Source organism: Nocardia sp. NPDC059229 (genome assembly GCF_042754165.1).
Classification (GTDB): domain Bacteria; phylum Actinomycetota; class Actinomycetes; order Mycobacteriales; family Mycobacteriaceae; genus Nocardia.
Window position 1 is genome coordinate 174212 of sequence record NZ_JBHZAK010000015.1, and the last position, 18069, is coordinate 192280.

Below are 18069 nucleotides of genomic sequence, written 5' to 3' on the forward strand. Positions count from 1 at the left end.
CTGCCGCATTCACCGACGACCCCGCGCCGGGAGGAACGACCGGGCCAGGATGGCGGCGACGAGGTAGACCGCGGCGGCGATCGCCAGCGGGATGGCGAGCGAATCGGGGGCGATCGGAATCAGCGCGCCCAGGACCGCGACACCGAGCGCCGAACCCAGCTGCCGGGCGGCATTGAACGCCGCGGCGGCCAACCCCGCGTGCGCGGGGCCCGCAGCCGAAACGGTGACATTCGTGGCCGCGGGCATGGTGTAGGCCATACCGAAGCCGATGAGCAGCAAGGGGATCGCGACCACCGGATAGGGCGTCCGGGCGCTGATGCAGGCAAGGCCGATCAGCCCCGTCGCGCCGATGGTCAGGCCGGTGACGATGACCATGCGGGGCCCGCGGCGGGCGGCGTGCCGGCCGCCCAGGGCGGAGGCCAGAATGCCGACGGCCATCTCGGGCAGCAGAGCCGCACCGGCCAGCGCGGGCGAATAGCCCAGGTGCCGTTGCAGGTACAGGCCGACCACGAAGAGCTCGCCGTAGAAGCCGAAGTTCTGCGCCAGGCCGATCATCGCACCGCCGGTGAAACCACGCTCGCGACGAAGCCCCTTGGGCAGCAGCCCTTTACCCGAGCGTGCCGCCACAGATCCCAACAGCAGACCTGCCGACGCCGCCACAACCGCGACCGTGAGCAGCTCCGGACGTATGGGACGGGCACCGCCGAGAATCACGAAGGCAGTGACTCCCGCCATGGCGACGACGGCCGCGACGTGCCCCGGCACCGGAATCGGCTGCGCCACACCGGGTACAGACGGCGCCGCCCGGTGGATCAGCACCGCCGTCACCGCGCACACCGGCACGTTGATGGCGAAAATCGCGGGCCAGCCCAGGGTTTCGGAAAGCACGCCGCCCAGCACCGGCCCGCAACTGGCCGCCGTCGACCCGATCGCACCCCAGATCCCGGTGGCCCTGGCCCGCTCCGCCGCATCCGGATACGTGAACCGGATCAATGCCAGCGAGGCTGGAATCAACAGCGCCGCACCGATTCCCTGCATGACCCGGGCCGCTACGAGCAGCCCGACCGACGGCGCCACCGCACACCCCACCGAGGCCACCGCGAAGAACCCCAGCCCTGCCTGGAACGACCGCCGAGCCCCGAACCGATCCGCCAGCCCGCCACCCAGCATGAGCAGCGCCGCGACGGTGACGGTGTACCCGTCGACCACCCACTCCAGCCCCGTCACCGTCGTATGCAGCCCGACCGCCATCCGATCCAGCGCGATGTTCACGATCGTGGCATCGAGAATGACAACGAAATACCCGGCGGAAATCGCCGCCAGCGCCGGCCCACCACTCCCGGTCCGCGCCTCTTCCAGTGTTCGGGTCATGCCCTCCACCCTGGCCCCCAACAACTTCGGCCCGGACCGAACCATCCCGGCGTCGATCGACCCGGAGATGGCGTGCCTGCCGGTGTTCGTGCGGAAGGTGCGCGGCCCGGCCTTTCAGGCGCCGCGTGGAACGACCTTTGCGGGGGCTGGGGTGGCGGTTCCGGCGAGGTCGGAGCTGATGGCGGTCTTGTCGATGCCGGCTGTGCGGTCGAGTGCTGCCCAGCCGGCGGGGGTGAATGCCATTGCGCGGGGGGTGGTTCCGGGGACGCACCAGTGTTTGTCGAGCATGCGGCGCAGCATCAGTGCGCCGAGGCCGCCGGCCAGGTGGTAGCGGCGTTCAGACCAGTCGAGGCAGACCTTGACTGGTGGGCGGCGGCCGAAATGGCGGAGATCGCTTGGGGTGATGGCCAATTCGTCGAGGAGGGGGTGGGTGTGGTCGGTGGCGGTCCAGTGGCCGCCGATCACGTTCAGCAGGGCGGCGTCGTGCAGGGCGTCGAAGATCGCGACCCCGACGGCTCCGGCGAGATGGTCGTAGCAGGTGCGGGCGAGCTTCAGGTCGCGGTTGGCGCGAGCGCCACGTAGAGAACGAACCGGTTGGACCGGCGAGATCAGGGCCATGGATTCCAGGACCTGGACCACCTCGGGGAGTGCGATGCGGTAGTAGCGGTGGCGGCCCGCCTTCTCGACGGCCAGCCAGCCCTGATCGACCAGCTTGCCCAGGTGCTCGCTGGCGGTCGCGGCCGTGACGCCCGCCGCCCGGGCCAGTTCGCCGGCCGGCTGGGCGCGGCCGTCGGCCAGGACGGTGAGCATGCGGGCCCGGGCCGGGTCGGCCAGGAGGCGGGCGGCTCCGGAGATGTCCACATCGCCGTCTCTGATCGGTTCCATGGGTCCAGTGTCCCGCCGCCATCCTTCGGCCCGCGCCGAACGGTCCGCGGGTTCGGTCAGAACAGGGTCATGGGGTCGGTGGGGAGGGGGTCCGGCAGGGGTTCGAGGTCGGGGAGGTGGGCGCGGACTTCGGCGTGGAAGCGGCGGGCGAGGGTGCGGGCCGAGGCATTGTCGGGCGTATGGATGAACACGGTCGGGGAGCGGCCTTCGCGCAGCCAGGCGACGGTGGTGTCGATCCAGGGCTGCCAGCCGGCAACGGTGGTGGCGATGTCGTCGCGGCCGTGATAGCGCACGATGGGGTATTCGGTGAGGGCGCGGGTGCGGCGCGGGTTGTTGGGCTTCTTGGAGCGGGCCTCGTACTCGGCCGGGCTGACGGGCGGGCCGTCGAACAGGACGGTCGTGTCGAACGGGATCCACTCCGCGCCCGCGGCCGTCAGCACCTGTTCGAGTTGGGCGGTGGCGCGGGGGTTTTCGAAGAAGGCGGGGTGGCGCACCTCGACGGCGCAGCGGTAGTGCGACGGCAGGCCGTCGAGCAGCTCGGCGAGGGCGGGCAGATTGGTGAAGGACGCGGGCAGCTGCACCCACAGCGAGTGCAGGCGGCGGCCCAGCGGTTCGATGGCGTCCAGGAACGCCGCCATCTCGTCGTCGATGCCGGTGAGGCGGCGGTCGTGGGTGATGGTGCGGGGCAGTTTGATCACGAAGCGGAAGTCGGGATCGGTTTGGCGGGCCCAGGATTGGACGGTGCGCCGCTGCGGGACCGCGTAGAAGGTGGTGTTGCCCTCCACCGCATTGCACCAGGAGGAGTACGTGCGCAGGCGTTCTGCCGGGGGTAGCGGCTTCTCCTGCCAGTCCGGGTGTGTCCACATTGCGCAACCGACGTAGAGCCGCATACCTGCCACGTTAGGTCAACGACTTCCGCGTCGTCAGGACACCGGCTTGTTGGGCCGCAGCCAGCCGAAGGTAAGCTGCACGGCCCGCTTCCAGTTGTCGTACTCCTCGGCGCGCAGGTCCGCGTCCATGCGCGGCAGCCACTGCGCCGCGACGCGCCAATTGTGGCGCAGGCCCTCGAGATCCGGCCAGTAACCGACCGCCAGGCCCGCCGCGTAGGCCGCGCCCAGCGACACCGTCTCCGCCACGATCGGACGCATGACCGGTATGTCGAGCACATCGGCGATGATCTGCATGAGCAGGTTGTCCGAGGTCATCCCGCCCGCCACCCGCAGCGCCCCGGCCTGCAGTCCCGAGTCGGCATTCATGGCCTCCACCACGTCGCGCGTCTGCCAGGCCGTGGCCTCGAGCACAGCCCGGGCGATGTGCCCCTTGGTGATGTACGAGGTGAGCCCGATGAGCAGCCCGCGCGCGTCACTGCGCCAGTGCGGCGCGTACAGCCCCGAGAAGGCGGGCACCAGATAGCATCCGCCATTGTCTTCGACTGTGCCCGCAAGGGTTTCGATCTCCGGCGCACTGGCGATGAGCCCGATATTGTCCCGCAGCCACTGCACCAGCGAGCCGGTCACCGCGATCGGCCCCTCCAGCGCGTACACCGGTTCCGGCCCCACCTGGTATCCGATGGTGGTGAGCAGTCCGTGCTCGGACCGCACCAGCTCCCGCCCGGTGTTCATGAGCAGGAATCCGCCGGTGCCATAGGTGCATTCGGTCTCGCCGGGCGCGAAACAGGTCTGCCCGAACAGCGCCGCGTGCTGATCACCCAGCGCCGCCGCGATCCGCACTCCCGGCAGCACCCGCCGCGCCGTGCCGAATTCACCGGTCGAGGGCTGGATCCGGGGCAGCATGGCCTTGGGAATATCGAAGAACCGCAACAGTTCTCGATCCCATTCCAGGGTGGACAGGTTCATCAGCAGCGTCCGACCGGCATTGGAGACATCGGTGACGTGCACCCCGTGATCGGCTCCCCCGGTGAGGTTCCAGATGAGCCAGGTCTCCATGGTCCCGAACAGCACGTCGCCGCGTTCGGCCCGCTCCCGCAGTCCCGGCGTGCGATCCAGCAGCCACCGCAGCCGCGGCGCGGCGAAATAGGTGGCCAGCGGCAGCCCGCACAGCTCCCGAATCCGTTCCGCCCCGGGCGATTTCCGCAGCCGCTCGACGAGCTCCTCGGTGCGCACGTCCTGCCACACGATGGCCCGCCCGATCGGCGTCCCGGTGTGCCGGTCCCACACCACCGTGGTCTCGCGCTGATTGGCGATCCCCACCGCGGCCACCTGCTCCAGGGTGATCCCCGAATCCCGCAGTGCCGCGGGCACGATGCGCTCCACATTGCGCCAGATCTCGAGCGCGTCCTGCTCCATCCACCCCGGCCGCGGATAGTGCTGCCGGTGCTCGCGCTGCGCCACCCCCGTCAGCCGCGCCCGCTGATCGAAGAGGATGGCCCGGGTGGAGGTGGTGCCCTGGTCGATGGCGAGCACATAGCGTTGCGTCATCCGAGCCTGCTCCTGTCCGGGAAAGTCATTGCGCGCCACCGAGATCCCGGGACACCGCGGCGGCGGCGTCGCGCACCTGGGCGATGGGCGCGGACCGGAACCGCAGCTGCCCGTCGCAGAGCCGGTCGACCGGCCCGGTGATGCCGATGGCACCGACCACCAAACCACCCCGGGAGCGAATCGGCGCGGCGACGCTCGCCTCACCGGAACGGTATTCGCCGATATCCCCGGCCCAGCCGGTGCGCCGCACCTCGGAGATGGCCCGCCGCAGCTCCGCCGGATCGGTGAGGGTGCGGTGCGTGATCGCAGGCAGCCGGCCGTCGCGCGCCGCGTCGGCGAGCTCCCCGTCGTAGGCCAGCAATACCTTGCCCAGAGCCGTTGCGTGCGGGGGCAATTCCTCTCCGACCGCCAGTTCCTGCTCGGTATTGTCGGGCCGGAAGACGTGGTGGATCACCACTACTTCCCCGTCCACCGGCGCGGCGATCCGCACCGATTCCCCACTGCGCGCGGCCAGCGCGTCGGCGCGGTTGATGGCCCGGGAGCGCAGTTCATTGGCGTCCAGGTGCCCGGACCCGAGATCCTGCAGAGCCGGACTCAGCAGGTACTTACCCGTCACGGGATCCTGATCGACGAATCCCACCCCTTGCAGCGTCCGCAGAATGCCGTGCGCGGTCGGCTTGGCCAGCCCCAGCGCGGCGGCGATCTCTCCCACTCCCATGCGCCCGGACCCGCGCGCGAGCAGCCGCAGCATGGCCGCGGCGCGCTCGATCGACTGAATCGGACCCGGCATATCCGTAACCTATCAGCTAACCGTTCGGCATTGTCGAACGCGCCCTCTGCCATAAGCACGTTCCACTTCGTAACGTGGAGCCCGGGCGGCCGGTACCGGTCTCACCAGGGCAAACGGACTCAATGACGAGCTTCCCGGAAGGACCGTGATGACGCAGTACGTCGGAGCCATCGATCAAGGCACGACCTCCACGCGATTCATGGTGTTCGACCACGGCGGCAATGTGGTTGCCCGCCATCAACTCGAACATGAGCAGATTCTCCCGCAGGCCGGCTGGGTAGAGCACAACCCGGACGAGATCTGGGAGCGCACCCGTACCGTCATCAAGAGCGCCCTGGCCGGAGCCGGCCTCACGGCGAGCGACCTGGCCGCCGTCGGTGTCACCAATCAGCGCGAGACCACCATCGTGTGGAACCGCCACACCGGACGCCCCTACTACAACGCCATCGTCTGGCAGGACACCCGCACCGACCGCATCGTGGCCGAGGTGGAGAAGGCCGGCCACCGCGATCTCATTCGCGAACGCGCCGGACTGCCGCCCGCGCCGTACTTCTCCGGCGGCAAGCTGAAGTGGATCCTCGACAATGTCCCCGGCGTGCGGGCGGACGCGGAGAACGGCGACGCCCTCTTCGGCACGTCCGACAGCTGGATCATCTGGAACCTCACCGGCGGCGTCCACGGCGGTGTGCACGTCACCGACCCGACCAATGCGTCGCGCACCATGCTCATGGACCTCGAAACCCTGGACTGGGACGACGAATTGCTCGCCGTGTTCGGGGTGCCGCGCGCCATGCTGCCGCGCATCGCACCCTCATCGAATCCCGCGGGCTTCGGCACCACCTACCCCGACGGCCCGTTCAAGGGCGCGGTGCGGATCGCGGGCGTGCTCGGCGACCAGCAGGCCGCCACCGTCGGCCAGGTCTGCTTCCGGCCGGGCGAGGCCAAGAACACCTACGGCACAGGGAATTTCCTGATGCTGAACACCGGCACCGAGATCGTGCACTCCGAGCACGGCCTGCTGACCACGGTCGCCTATCAGTTCGGCGACGACAAGCCGGTGTACGCGCTGGAGGGCTCGATCGCCGTCACCGGCTCGGCCGTGCAGTGGCTGCGCGACCAGCTGGGCATCATCTCGGGCGCGGAAAGGGTTGAGGCCCTTGCCCGTCAGGTGCCCGACAATGGCGGCGTCTACTTCGTGCCCGCCTTCTCGGGGCTGTTCGCACCCTACTGGCGCCCGGATGCCCGCGGGGCGATCGTGGGCCTGTCCCGCTTCAGCAACAACGCCCACATCGCCAGGGCCACACTGGAATCCATCTGCTACCAGACCCGCGACGTGGTCGAGGCCATGCAGCAGGACTCCGGGGTGCGGCTCGACACCCTGCGTGTCGACGGCGGCGTCACCACCAATGAACTCGCCATGCAGATCCAGGCCGACTTCCTCGGCGTGCCGGTCTCCCGGCCGGTGGTCGCCGAGACCACCGCGCTCGGCGCCGCCTACGCCGCCGGTCTCGCGGTCGGATTCTGGCGTAGCACAGACGAACTCGTCGCCAACTGGCACGAGGACAAGAACTGGCAGCCCGCCATGACCGAGGAGCAGCGGCAGCGCGGCTATGCGCGCTGGGTCAAGGCCGTCTCGCGCACCCTCGACTGGGTCGACCTCGACGACGAGGACTGACCGGTGGCCCACAAGCTTCGAAACACCGATAACAAGGAGTATTTCGTGTCCGCACAACTGGATCCCGCCTACCGCGCCCGGGCGATTGATTCGCTCGGCGACACCGAAATCGACGTTCTCGTGATCGGTGGTGGAGTGACCGGGGCGGGCGCCGCCCTCGACGCCGCCTCTCGCGGCCTGTCCGTCACCCTGGTCGAGGCGCGCGACTTCGCCGCCGGTACGTCCAGCCGGTCCTCCAAGCTCATCCACGGCGGCCTGCGCTACCTGGAACAGTACGACTTCGCGCTGGTCCGTGAGGCTTTGAAGGAGCGCGGCCTGCTGCTGAACAAGCTGGCCCCGCACCTGGTGCACCCGGTGTCGTTCCTGTTCCCGCTGCAGAAGCACTACGAGCGCTTCTACATCGGCGCCGGCATCGCCCTCTACGACACCATGGGCGGCGCGCGCTCGGTGCCCATGCACCGGCACCTGAGCCGTTCCGGCGCATTGGAATTGGCGCCGGCGCTCCGGGAAGACGCCATGACCGGCGCCATCCGCTACTACGACGCGCAGGTCGACGACGCCCGGTACACCATGATGATCGCCCGCACCGCGGCCCAGCACGGCGCGACCGTACTGACCCGCACCCGGGTCACCGGGCTGCTGCGCGATGGCGAGCAGGTCGTCGGCGCGAAGGTCGTGGATCTGGAAACCGGTCTGGAACACAGCATCCGGGCCAAGACCGTGATCTCGGCGACCGGGGTGTGGACCGACGACATGATCAAGATGACCGGCGTGGACTTCCCGTTCCACGTGCGCATGTCCAAGGGCGTGCACATCATGGTCCCGCGCGAGAAGCTGGACCTGAACACCGGCATCGCCATGAAGACCGAGAAGTCCGTGCTGTTCGTCATCCCGTGGGCCGAGCACTGGATCATCGGCACCACCGACACCGACTGGTCGCTGGACAAGAACCACCCGACCGCGACCGCCGCGGATGTGCAGTACATCCTCGACCACGTCAATTCGCTACTGCGCGAACCGCTCACGCGCGCCGACATCGTCGGCACCTACGCGGGGCTGCGGCCGCTCATGACCGGCGCGTCGAAGGAGACCTCCAAGCTGTCGCGCGAGCACGCGGTGGCCGAACCGGCCCCGGGCCTGTTCGTCATCGCGGGCGGCAAGTACACCACCTACCGGGTGATGGCCGCCGATGTGGTGGACGCCGCCGCCGAGCGCCTCGGCAGCGATGTCGCGCCGTCGGTGACCGCGAACCTGCCCATCCTGGGTGCGGTCGGCTACCAGGACATGGTCGACTCCATCGCCGATGTGGCGGCGCGTACCGGGCTGCCGGTCGAGACCGTGGCGCATCTGCTGGGCCGCTACGGCTCGCTGACCGCGGAGATCTTCGACCTCATCGCCGCGGTTCCCGAAATGGGCCGACCGATTCCGGGCGCCGAGGACTACCTGGCCGCCGAGGCCGTCTACGCCGCCACCCACGAGGGCGCGCTGCACCTGGACGACCTGCTCACCCGCCGCACCCGCATCTCCATCGAGGTGCCCGACCGCGGCCTACGGGCGGCGCCGGAGATCGCCCGCCTCATCGCCCCGCGCCTGGGCTGGGACGACGAGCGCACCAATGCCGAGATCAACCGCTACTTCGACCGCGTGCACGCCGAACTGGCGGCCAACGAGGAGAAGGACGACGAGTCGGCCAACGCGGCCCGCATGATCGCCGTCGGCTGACGATCACCCCGTGCGCGCCGGCGCCGCGCGAGTAATTCCCGTGCGGCGCCGGAACCGTATTCAATTTCCGGAATATCGCCGTGCCGGAATCATTTCCACCAGAAACAACGCCGACCGGGCCCACGCCCGGGTTCCGGTACTCGGGCCCCGGGTCGACGGCGCGCTCGCGGCGCCTTGTCGCCCAGGTGTACCTGTAGCCTGCGGTTGCGCCGAGTCACAGCCCGATGGTGGGCATCTCCCCGAGGGTCGCGCCGAGACTCAGGAAGTGCTCCGCGGCAACCTCGACGAAAATCGCCCGGCCGGTGGCGATCACAGTGTCGCCATCGGTCAGCGTGGTGTCGATGAAGAGCTTGCGGCCCTCGCGTGCGGCGAGCACCGCGGTGACCACGAAATCGTGGTGCAGGCGGGCGGGGGCGCAGAAGGTGACGTCGAGTTTGACGGTGACGGCGGGCTGACGCAGCGGGACCAGGATCGCGCCGCAGGCGTCGTCCAGGGCCGCGGCGAGGATGCCGCCGTGCGCCACGCCGGGCGCGCCCTGGTGCCGCTCGTCCAGGGTGAAGGTGCCACGCACGGTGTCGCCCAGTCGCCCGAAGGCGATCTGCGGGGAGGCCGGATTGGCGGGGCCACAGCCGAAGCAGCCGGGGTGATGCGGCGGGAAGGGCCCGTCGGCGACGAGGTCGCCCAGGGGCAGCGGCGCGGCGTCGCGATTGTGGTCCATGTCCAGAAGTTAACGCATATTCAGAACCGAGTTGCAACCAACCCCAAGTCGGCAAGCCTATAGATATCCGACATGAATGCGCCGCGCCGGATCGGTTCCAGAGCGGCGCTTTTCGTGTGCGAGAGTGCTCAGTGCTTGGTCGGGGACGCCTTGCCGCCCGACGCCTTCGTGCTGTGCTTGCCGTGGCCATTTCCGCCGGCGTGCTTGGCATCCGGTTTGTCGGGCTTGGCCTTGCCGCCCTTGCCGACGGTCATGACCGATTCCTCGGTGATCGCCGCGTCGGTCTTCTTCCCACCGGTGTGGTGGATCGCCTCGATCTGCAGACCGCTGCCGTCGGCATCGATGCGCACCGTGTCGCCGGGCGCCAGCGCGCCCTCGAGCAGCTTCTTCGACAGTGCGTTGTCCAGCTGCTTCTGCACGGTCCGGCGCAGTGGCCGGGCGCCGAACTCGGGCTGATATCCGTTCTCCGCCAGCCAGTCCATGGCCCGGTCCGAGACATCCAGGCCGATGCCCTGGGCGTGCAGCCGCCGCTTGGTGCCGTCGAGCACCAGGCCGACGATATTGCGCAACTGCGACCTGTCGAGCCGGTGGAAGATGATCTGCTCGTCGAGCCGGTTGAGGAACTCGGGCCGGAACTGCCTGCGCAGCCGCTCCTCCAGCTGCGGCGTGATCGAGTCCAGGTCGCCGTCCTTCGCGGACAGGATCAGATCGGAGCCGATATTGCTGGTGAGAATCACGATGGTGTTCTTGAAATCCACCGTGCGGCCCTTGGAGTCGGTGACCCGGCCGTCGTCGAGCAGCTGCAGCAGCACATTGAACACGTCCGGATGCGCCTTCTCGACCTCGTCGAACAGGATCACCGAGTACGGCTGCCGGCGCACCTTGTCGGTGAGCTGGGCGGCGTCGTCGTAGCCCACGTATCCGGGCGGCGCGCCCACCAGCCGCGAGACGGTGTGCTTCTCCTGGAACTCGCTCATATCGAAGCGAATGAGCCGGTCCTCGTCACCGAAGACGGCCTCCGCCAGGGCTTTCGCGAGTTCGGTCTTGCCGACGCCGGTGGGGCCCAGGAACAGGAACGAGCCGATGGGCCGGTTGGGGTCCTTGAGCCCGGCGCGGGCGCGGCGCACCGCCTCGGCCACCGCGACGATGGCCTCGTCCTGGCCGACCACCCGCCGGTGCAGATCGTGTTCCAGCTTCAGCAGTTTCGCGCGTTCCTCGGTGGTGAGGTCGGCGACCGGGATGCCGGTCTGCCGCGACACCACCTCGGCGATATCGGTGATCTCGACCGTCGGGATCTCGGTGCGGTCCACCTCGTCGGCGGTCTTCTTCTCCAGTTTCGAGATCTCGGCCTTGATCTTGTTGGCCCGCTCGTAGTCCTCGCCGGCGACCGCCGCGTCCTTCTCCCGATTCAGGTGCGCCAGTTTGTCTTCCAGCTCACGCACCTTGGGATCCGGTGTGCGCGTACGCAATCGAACCCGCGCGCCCGCCTGGTCCACCAGGTCGATGGCCTTGTCCGGCATGAAGCGGTCGGTGATGTAGCGGTCGGACAGCTCGGCCGCGGCGATCAGCGCCTCGTCCAGGTAGCGCACCTGGTGGTGCTCCTCGTACACATCGGAGAGCCCGCGCAGGATCTCGATGGTGTCGGCCACCGACGGCTCGGACACCATGACCGGCTGGAAGCGGCGCTCCAGGGCCGCGTCCTTCTCGATGTACTTGCGGTACTCGTCGATGGTGGTGGCGCCGATGGCGTGCAGTTCGCCGCGGGCCAGGGCGGGCTTGAGCATATTGCCCGCGTCCATGGAGCCCTCGCCACCGGCGCCCGCGCCCACGATGGTGTGCAGCTCGTCGATGAAGATCACCAGTTCGTCGGAGTGCGCACGCACCTCGTCGAGCACCTTGGTGAGCCGCTCCTCGAATTCGCCGCGATACTTGCTGCCCGCCACCATCGAGCTCACGTCCAGCGCGATGACGCGGCGATCGGTCAGGGTGGCGGGCACGTCGCCATTGACGATGCGCTGGGCCAGACCCTCCACGATCGCGGTCTTGCCCACGCCCGGATCACCGATGAGGACCGGATTGTTCTTGCGCCGCCGCGACAGGATCTCCACGGTCTGCTCGATCTCCTCGGCGCGGCCGACCACCGGATCGACCTGGCCGGCCCGGGCCTCCGCGGTGAGGTCGCGGCCGTACTCGTCGAGGGTCGGGGTGTCGGAGGGCTCCTTGGCGGTCTGGGCGGCGGGCATCTTCGCGCCCGAGAGGGCCTGGGCGGCGGGGCTGTCGTGCACGCCCGCGATGCCGAGCAGAATGTGCTCGGGCCCGATGTAGCTGCTGCCCGCTTCGGCGGCGCTGCGCTGCGAATTGCGCAGGGCCAGCTTGGCGCCGGGGCTCAGGGCCAGGGCGTGGTCTTGGCCGTGCGCGCCCACGCCGCTGCCCGCGGCGGTCCGCATCTGCTTGCGCAGTTGTTCGGGGTCCCTGCCGATTTCGGCGATGATGCTCTGGGACGGCTCGATGGCGGCGGCCGCGTAGAGCAGGTGCTCGGGGGTGATCTCGGCGCTGCCCCAGTCGTGGGCGGCCTGCCGGGCAGAGTCCACCACCTGTTTGGCACTCTCGCTCAGCAAACGACTCAGGTCGATGCGCTGCACCGGCGGCTGGCGGGACATTCCGGATCCGAAGAATCGGTTGAAGATATCGTCGAAGGAGTCGAAGGAACCCATCGAACTGGGCCAACCCTGGGTCATGGTCACCTCGTGGCTTCGGGTGACGCTCGGAAGGACTCGGGTTCGCAACGAGCCTGCCGACGCGTCAGCTAACGGATGGCGAACTCGGGGTCCACAGTAGTAGCCTCGGCGCGGACGGCAAATGGCCGTAACGACTTTGTTTTGGATCGGTTCGGCCCTCGCCCCGTCGTCGGAGTACCGACCGAACGGAGTCCTGATGCCTGCGATCCACGACGAACTCGATGCCCGCGCGGCTGCGGTGGCCGGACAGGTGGTGCGCTGGCGGCGGCATCTGCACGAGCATCCGGAACTCTCCAATCGCGAGGTGAACACCGCGGCGCTGATCAGCGATCACCTGAAAGCATTGGGCCTGGACGAGGTTCGCACCGGCATCGCGGGGCACGGGGTGGTCGGTGTGCTGCGCGGCGGGCAGGCCGGCGAGCGGGTGATGGCGCTGCGCGGGGACATCGACGCACTGCCGGTGCCGGACCTGTGCGGGGTGCCCTTCGCCTCCCACGTGGTCGATCAGCAGTACCCAGGCGGGCCGTTCCCGGTGTCACACGCCTGCGGGCATGACTGCCACACCGCCATGCTCATGGGCGCGGCCACTGTTCTGGCCGACGTCCGCGAAAAGCTGCCGGGCACCGTGCTTTTCGTGTTCCAGCCCGCCGAGGAGGGCCCGCCGGTGAACGAAAAAGGCGGTGCGCGTGAGATGCTCGCCGAGGGCGCGCTCGACGATCCCGCGCCGACCATGGCGTTCGGATTCCACGTCACCCCATACCCCAAGGGCTACATCGGATATCGGGTCGGGAACCAGTTCGGGGCGTCCTGCCTGACCAGGATCACCCTCACCGGCCTGCAGGTGCACGGGTCCACACCGTGGATGGGCATCGACCCGATGCCGGCGGCCGGAGCGATCCTGACCGGGATCGGGCAGCTCTACCGGCAGGTCAGCGCCTTCGACCCGGTCACCGTGAGCATCGGGCACGTCGAGGACGTCGGGCGGTTCAATATCATCGGACAGACCTTGACGCTGTGGGGCACCATCCGCTGCGCGGTGGAGCACGACATGGGCGAGGTGCAGACGCGGCTGCGGACGCTCGCCACGAACACCGCGGCCGCCTACAATTGTTCGGCCGCAGTGGATTTCCTGCAGGATGTGCCCGCCGTGCACAACGAGCAGGCGTGGATGGATGCCGGGCTGCCCACCTTCTGCCGGGTGGCCGGGGACGACCGGGTGGTGCCGACGGGGGCCACGCTCGGATACGACGACGTCTCGGAGTTCGTCAACAGGTACGGCGGGCTGTACGTGACGCTGGGCGTGCAGGACACGCAGCTCGGCGCCGCGGGTCTGCCGACGCCGATGCCCGGCGGGCGCGGACTCTTCATGAACCACAACCCGCACTTCTACGCCGACGACGACACCCTCGTCACCGGCGTGCGACTGCACGCGCAGGTGGCCTACGACCATCTGAGCGGCGCGCTCGTGCCCGAATAGTTTGTGCCGCAGTCGATTTCCGCGCCGTGATCACCCTCGCGGCGGAAACCGTCAGGGTCCGGCGACGACCGGCATGAACGGCGCGTAGTCGCGGACGTGGCCCTCGGTCCAATCCCAGAGGGACTTCGGGTCCACGGACACGCCGCGCTGCAGAATCAGCCGCCAGCCATCGTCCTGCTTCTCCCAGATATCGCCGTCGCGGTCCACGTACATGCCGGCGCTCTCGGGCTCGATGCCGGTCTCTCCCAGGCCCCTGGGGAAATCCACTGGCTTCGTCACACCAACCACCCCTCAACTTCAAGGTTGCTTCCAGTCAGAAGTATTCTCTCCGCCCACTCTTGCGATCCACTTCCGGCCGGGTTGTGTGACGCATTCGCACCGTTAGCATTCGAAACGGAATTCCGTACCACACGGTCTTCTTTATGGCCGCGACCCGCCCATAACTATCCGACAACCGTTCGGCTACCTTTTGGCATCTCCAGGTTTTTGAGGGATAGTGCTCTTCTTGCGGCGAATGACCAGTTCGCTTCCGGTCGCAGGAGGACACCGATGGCAGGCGCGGAGCTGAGAGTGCTCGGCCCCCTGCAGCTGTCCGTCGACGGTCGCGACACGCCCCTGGGCACCCCCATGCAGCGCGCCGTGCTGGGCCGCCTCATCGTCGCGCACGGCCAGGTCGTGAGCACCGAACGGCTGATCGACGACCTGTGGTCCGGGCACCCGCCACCCAAGGCCACCGCGGTACTGCAGGTGCACATCCACAATCTGCGGCGACTGTTCGAACCCCAGCGCCCGCGGCGTGCGCCCTCCCGCTTCATCGTGTCCGAGTCGTCCGGGTATGCCCTGAAGATCCCCGAGAACGCCGTGGACGCATGGCATTTCGAACAGCAGCTGCGGACCTATCAGGAACTGGTCAGCAATCCCGAGATCCACACCGATCCCACCGAGCGCAATGCCTTGCTGGAGGCCGCCCTCTCGCTCTGGCACGGCCCCGCGCTGGAGGCCTTCGCCGAGGCCGACTGGGCCGTCGCCGAGGCCGACCGGCTCACCGATCTCTACCTCACCGCTGTCGAACTCAATGCCCGCACCGAATTGGAATTGGGCCGCTCCGGCGAAGTGGTCCGCGAACTCCGCCAGCTCTTCGAGGACAATCCCGGCCGCGAGGAAATCGTCCGCCTGCTCGCCCTGGCGCAATACCAGCTGGGTCAGCAGCTCGAGGCGCTCACCACCATCCGGCGCTCCCGCGAATTCCTCGGCGGCCTATTCGGCGTGGATCCCTCCCCCGCGTTGCGCCAACTCGAAATAGCGATTCTCAATCACTCCGCCGGCCTCGCCCAGACCCCGCCCCTGCCCGCTCACGACCGCCGCCCCACCGGCCCCGCCGCACCCCCTGCCACCACCACGAGCAGGGCCGCTCCCGCGCCGGTCTCCAGCCCGGGCATCGAGACCGCGAAAACCAGCGCCGCCCCCGGGGCTGCCGACGGGTTCCATTGCGCTACCGGCTATCTCACCGAGTTGTCGGAGCTGCTGAACGCCGCCGAGGCGGCGCGGGCCGGACAGTTGCGGGTCGCCTGGGTTACCGGAGAGGCGGGAATCGGCAAGACCGTGCTGGCGGAGGCCACCCTCGCCACGCTGTCCACCGCGGGCTGGACCGCGGTGACGGGAACCTGCCCGGAGATCGACGGCGCGCCCGCAGCTTGGGCCTGGACCGAGATCAGCACCGCCCTCGACGTGAGCGAGCCGAACCGGGCTGCGGCTGGACGGCTTTCGGAGAGCGCGGCCTGCGCGCCGGGCACTCCCGCCGCGGCACCGCCGGATACCGTCTCCTCCCAGCCGATTTCACCGGGCGCACCGCGGCCGAGCGCGATCGACGCGGGGACGCCGGCCGAGGACGCGTTCACGCTGGCGCGGGTCATCGCGGAAAAATGCAGGCGCGCGACCGGTTCCGCACCGGTAGCGCTGCTGCTGGAGGACGTGCAGCGGGCCGATCCGGAGACCTTGCAGGTATTGCGGCAGGTGGTGAGCTGGCTGCGGGACGAGCCGGTATTCGTGCTGGTCACCATGCGGCGATCGGAAGCGGCGCAGGGGCCCCACAATACGGTCGCGGCGCTGGCGCAGCATACGGGCGCCTGGCTGGAGCTCAATGGACTGGACGCGGAGGGGACACGGCGAGCCGCGGCGGCTGCCGGGCTGACGGATATCGAGGCCGAGGCGCTGGAACAGCTGCACCGGCGGACGGGCGGGAATCCGCTGTTCGTCCGGGAGGTGGCGAAAGCGGCTGCCGCACAGGGGAGTTTGGACGAGGTGCCGGATTCGATCCGGGAGCTGATCGAGGATCGGGTGGCGCAGCTGCCCGACGGGGTCGCCGAGGTGCTGCGGCAACTGTCCATCTGGGGTGAGAGCGTCGATCTGGCGATCCTCAGTGCGGCGGCGGGGCTGGCCGAGGACACCGTGATCGATCTGGTCGCGGCGGCCGAGGCGGCCGGACTGGTGGGCTCCGGGAGCGGCGGGAGTATCCGGTTCGAGCACGGGCTGATTCGCGATGCCGTGTATCTGGGCATACCGCCGCTGCGCCGGGGCCGGATGCACTGGGCCGCACTGGAGCTGCTGGAACAGCGTGCCGACGTCTATCCGGCGGTGGCGCGGGACCCGGATGTGCTGGCCCGGCACGCCCTCGCCGGCGCGACCGCCGAAACCGCCTCGCGCGCCATCGAATACGTGGAGCGGGCGGCCGAGCGGCGCACCAGCCGCGGGATGCGCAGTGCCGGTGTGCGGCTGCTGCGGTCGGCGGTGGACCTGCACCGGCTGGCGCGCCACGACGCCGACCACGCGCCCGCCGGGGACCGCATCGCACTGCTGCGCACCCGCTGCGCGCTGGTCACGGCGCTGGCCTACGACAATCGGCATCGAGAGGCCCGCGCGGAACGCGACCGGGCCCTCACCCTCGCCGAGCAGCTGGGCGATCCGGACCTGGTGGTCCGGGCGCTGACCTGCTGGCGCGCCCCGATCATCTGGGCGATTCGCAACTGGCGCAGGCCCGATCAGCACATGCGGCAGGCACTGGCGCGCGCCCTGACCCGGCACGGCATCGGCGCGTCCACCCTGGCCCTGCTGGTGAGCGAGGCCCCAGGCCCCGCGACGCCGACCCATGATGAATCGAATGCCGTTGCAGCACAGGATGATTCGAACGACGTGGCAGATGCCGATCTGGTGCGCCTGCTGGTCGCGGCGACCTTCGAGACGGGACTGGTGGAGTCGGCCGCCGGGCGGCGACTGGCGCGGCTGGCCCTCGAGACGGCTCGGCGCACCATCGATCCCGAATTACTGTGTGCCGCCATCAATGCGGTGACCTATCTCGCATTCGAGTACGACGCGGAGTTCTCGGCACTGGTCGACGAACTGGAGGGGCTGGCGACCGCCGCCGGACTGGCCGAGTACCGGGCGCTGGCGCATTATCTGGGATATCGGGCCGCGGTGGCCCGGGCGGATCTGCGGGAGGCGGGGCGGCGGGCGACGGCCGCGGTGGAGTTCGCCGACGAGGGCCAGTTGCAGCCGCTACTGGATATGGTCAGCTGTTTCGCCGGGACCATGGAACTGCTGCGCGGGAACATCGACGCGGCCGATGAGCTGTACCAGCGGTTCACCACCCGCACCCGGCTTTCCGGCGTCGCCAATCACGCGGAGGCGGAGTTGTTCTGCGCGCTCTCGACCGGATGGGCGCGGGGTGAACTGGGGAGCCTGACGGATCGGCTCGCGAACGCCTATGCGGCGCTGCCCGCGGCCGCCGCCCCGGCCTACACGCTCGCGCTGCTGCAGAGCGGACAGCGCGAGCGCGCACGCGGCGTGTACGAGGACTCGGATCCGATTGCGGCGGGCTTCTATCCGGTCCTCATGTCGGCATTGCGGGCGGTCGCCGCCATCGAGCTCGGCGACACTCCAGCAATTCAGCGGCTCTACGAATACCTGGCACCGCACAGCGGCACCCTGATCGGCCTGGAAACCGGGATGACCGAGTTCGGCCCGATGGACTCGATCCTGGCGGCACTGGCCGCCGCCCAGGGCGACGCCGAGGCGGCCGCTGCGCACCGCGACCGCGCCGAACGCCTGCTGGAAAGGATTCGAGCCGAACTTCCCGAGTGCGGCGCCGCACTACTGCGCGCGGCCTGACACACGAGAAATCCGGATCGAGCCATTGGCCTGAAATGTCGCTCCCGCGCTTAGAGCCGATGCCCGCAGACTCTCGGCTCCCAGCGAATTC

Annotated in this window: 12 protein-coding genes; 4 read left to right on the forward strand and 8 right to left on the reverse strand. The window is 69.2% G+C overall.

Annotated features, from left to right (window positions below; all coding sequences use genetic code 11):
* Window positions 1–9: 9 nt before the first annotated feature.
* The 5 genes from ACFXHE_RS30335 to ACFXHE_RS30355 form a co-directional block, all read right to left on the reverse strand.
* Window positions 10–1371, reverse strand: coding sequence for an MFS transporter (locus ACFXHE_RS30335; protein WP_379387837.1), 1362 nt, complete (start codon window positions 1369–1371; stop codon window positions 10–12).
* 114 nt (window positions 1372–1485) lie between these two features.
* Window positions 1486–2256 (reverse strand): ArsR/SmtB family transcription factor, encoded by a 771-nt coding sequence (locus ACFXHE_RS30340; protein WP_379387838.1) that lies wholly within the window; start codon window positions 2254–2256, stop codon window positions 1486–1488.
* A gap of 56 nt (window positions 2257–2312) precedes the next feature.
* Window positions 2313–3146, reverse strand: coding sequence for a DUF72 domain-containing protein (locus ACFXHE_RS30345; protein ID WP_379387839.1), 834 nt, complete (start codon window positions 3144–3146; stop codon window positions 2313–2315).
* Between the two features lie 33 nt (window positions 3147–3179).
* Window positions 3180–4694, reverse strand: a complete 1515-nt coding sequence (gene glpK, locus ACFXHE_RS30350) for a glycerol kinase GlpK (RefSeq protein WP_379387840.1) — start codon at window positions 4692–4694, stop codon at window positions 3180–3182.
* Window positions 4695–4719: 25 nt separating this feature from the next.
* The gene (locus ACFXHE_RS30355) at window positions 4720–5484 is read right to left on the reverse strand and encodes an IclR family transcriptional regulator (RefSeq protein WP_379387841.1); all 765 of its coding nucleotides are present in this window, start codon (window positions 5482–5484) and stop codon (window positions 4720–4722) included.
* Between the two features lie 148 nt (window positions 5485–5632).
* On the opposite strand from ACFXHE_RS30355, the gene glpK (ACFXHE_RS30360) reads away from it, so the two are divergent.
* Window positions 5633–7159, forward strand: coding sequence for a glycerol kinase GlpK (gene glpK / locus ACFXHE_RS30360; RefSeq protein ID WP_379387842.1), 1527 nt, complete (start codon window positions 5633–5635; stop codon window positions 7157–7159).
* A gap of 45 nt (window positions 7160–7204) precedes the next feature.
* Window positions 7205–8881, forward strand: coding sequence for a glycerol-3-phosphate dehydrogenase (gene glpD, locus ACFXHE_RS30365; protein ID WP_379387843.1), 1677 nt, complete (start codon window positions 7205–7207; stop codon window positions 8879–8881).
* A 214-nt stretch (window positions 8882–9095) separates the two neighbouring features.
* On the opposite strand, the gene ACFXHE_RS30370 is transcribed toward glpD, so the two are convergent.
* A complete protein-coding gene (locus ACFXHE_RS30370) occupies window positions 9096–9599 on the reverse strand; it encodes a PaaI family thioesterase (protein ID WP_379387844.1) in 504 nt (167 codons plus the stop codon).
* Window positions 9600–9727: 128 nt separating this feature from the next.
* Window positions 9728–12337 (reverse strand): ATP-dependent Clp protease ATP-binding subunit, encoded by a 2610-nt coding sequence (locus tag ACFXHE_RS30375; protein WP_379387845.1) that lies wholly within the window; start codon window positions 12335–12337, stop codon window positions 9728–9730.
* Window positions 12338–12533: 196 nt separating this feature from the next.
* Here ACFXHE_RS30375 and ACFXHE_RS30380 point away from each other — a divergent pair, with 196 nt between their 5' ends.
* The gene (locus ACFXHE_RS30380) at window positions 12534–13814 is read left to right on the forward strand and encodes an amidohydrolase (RefSeq protein WP_379387846.1); all 1281 of its coding nucleotides are present in this window, start codon (window positions 12534–12536) and stop codon (window positions 13812–13814) included.
* 51 nt (window positions 13815–13865) lie between these two features.
* On the opposite strand, the gene ACFXHE_RS30385 is transcribed toward ACFXHE_RS30380, so the two are convergent.
* On the reverse strand, window positions 13866–14093 hold the full coding sequence (locus ACFXHE_RS30385; protein ID WP_379387847.1) for a hypothetical protein: 228 nt from the start codon (window positions 14091–14093) through the stop codon (window positions 13866–13868).
* 270 nt (window positions 14094–14363) lie between these two features.
* On the opposite strand from ACFXHE_RS30385, the gene ACFXHE_RS30390 reads away from it, so the two are divergent.
* Window positions 14364–17978 carry a BTAD domain-containing putative transcriptional regulator gene (locus tag ACFXHE_RS30390; protein ID WP_379387848.1) on the forward strand — a complete coding sequence of 1205 codons (3615 nt, stop codon included), beginning with the start codon at window positions 14364–14366 and terminating at the stop codon, window positions 17976–17978.
* The last annotated feature ends 91 nt before the right edge of the window (window positions 17979–18069 follow it).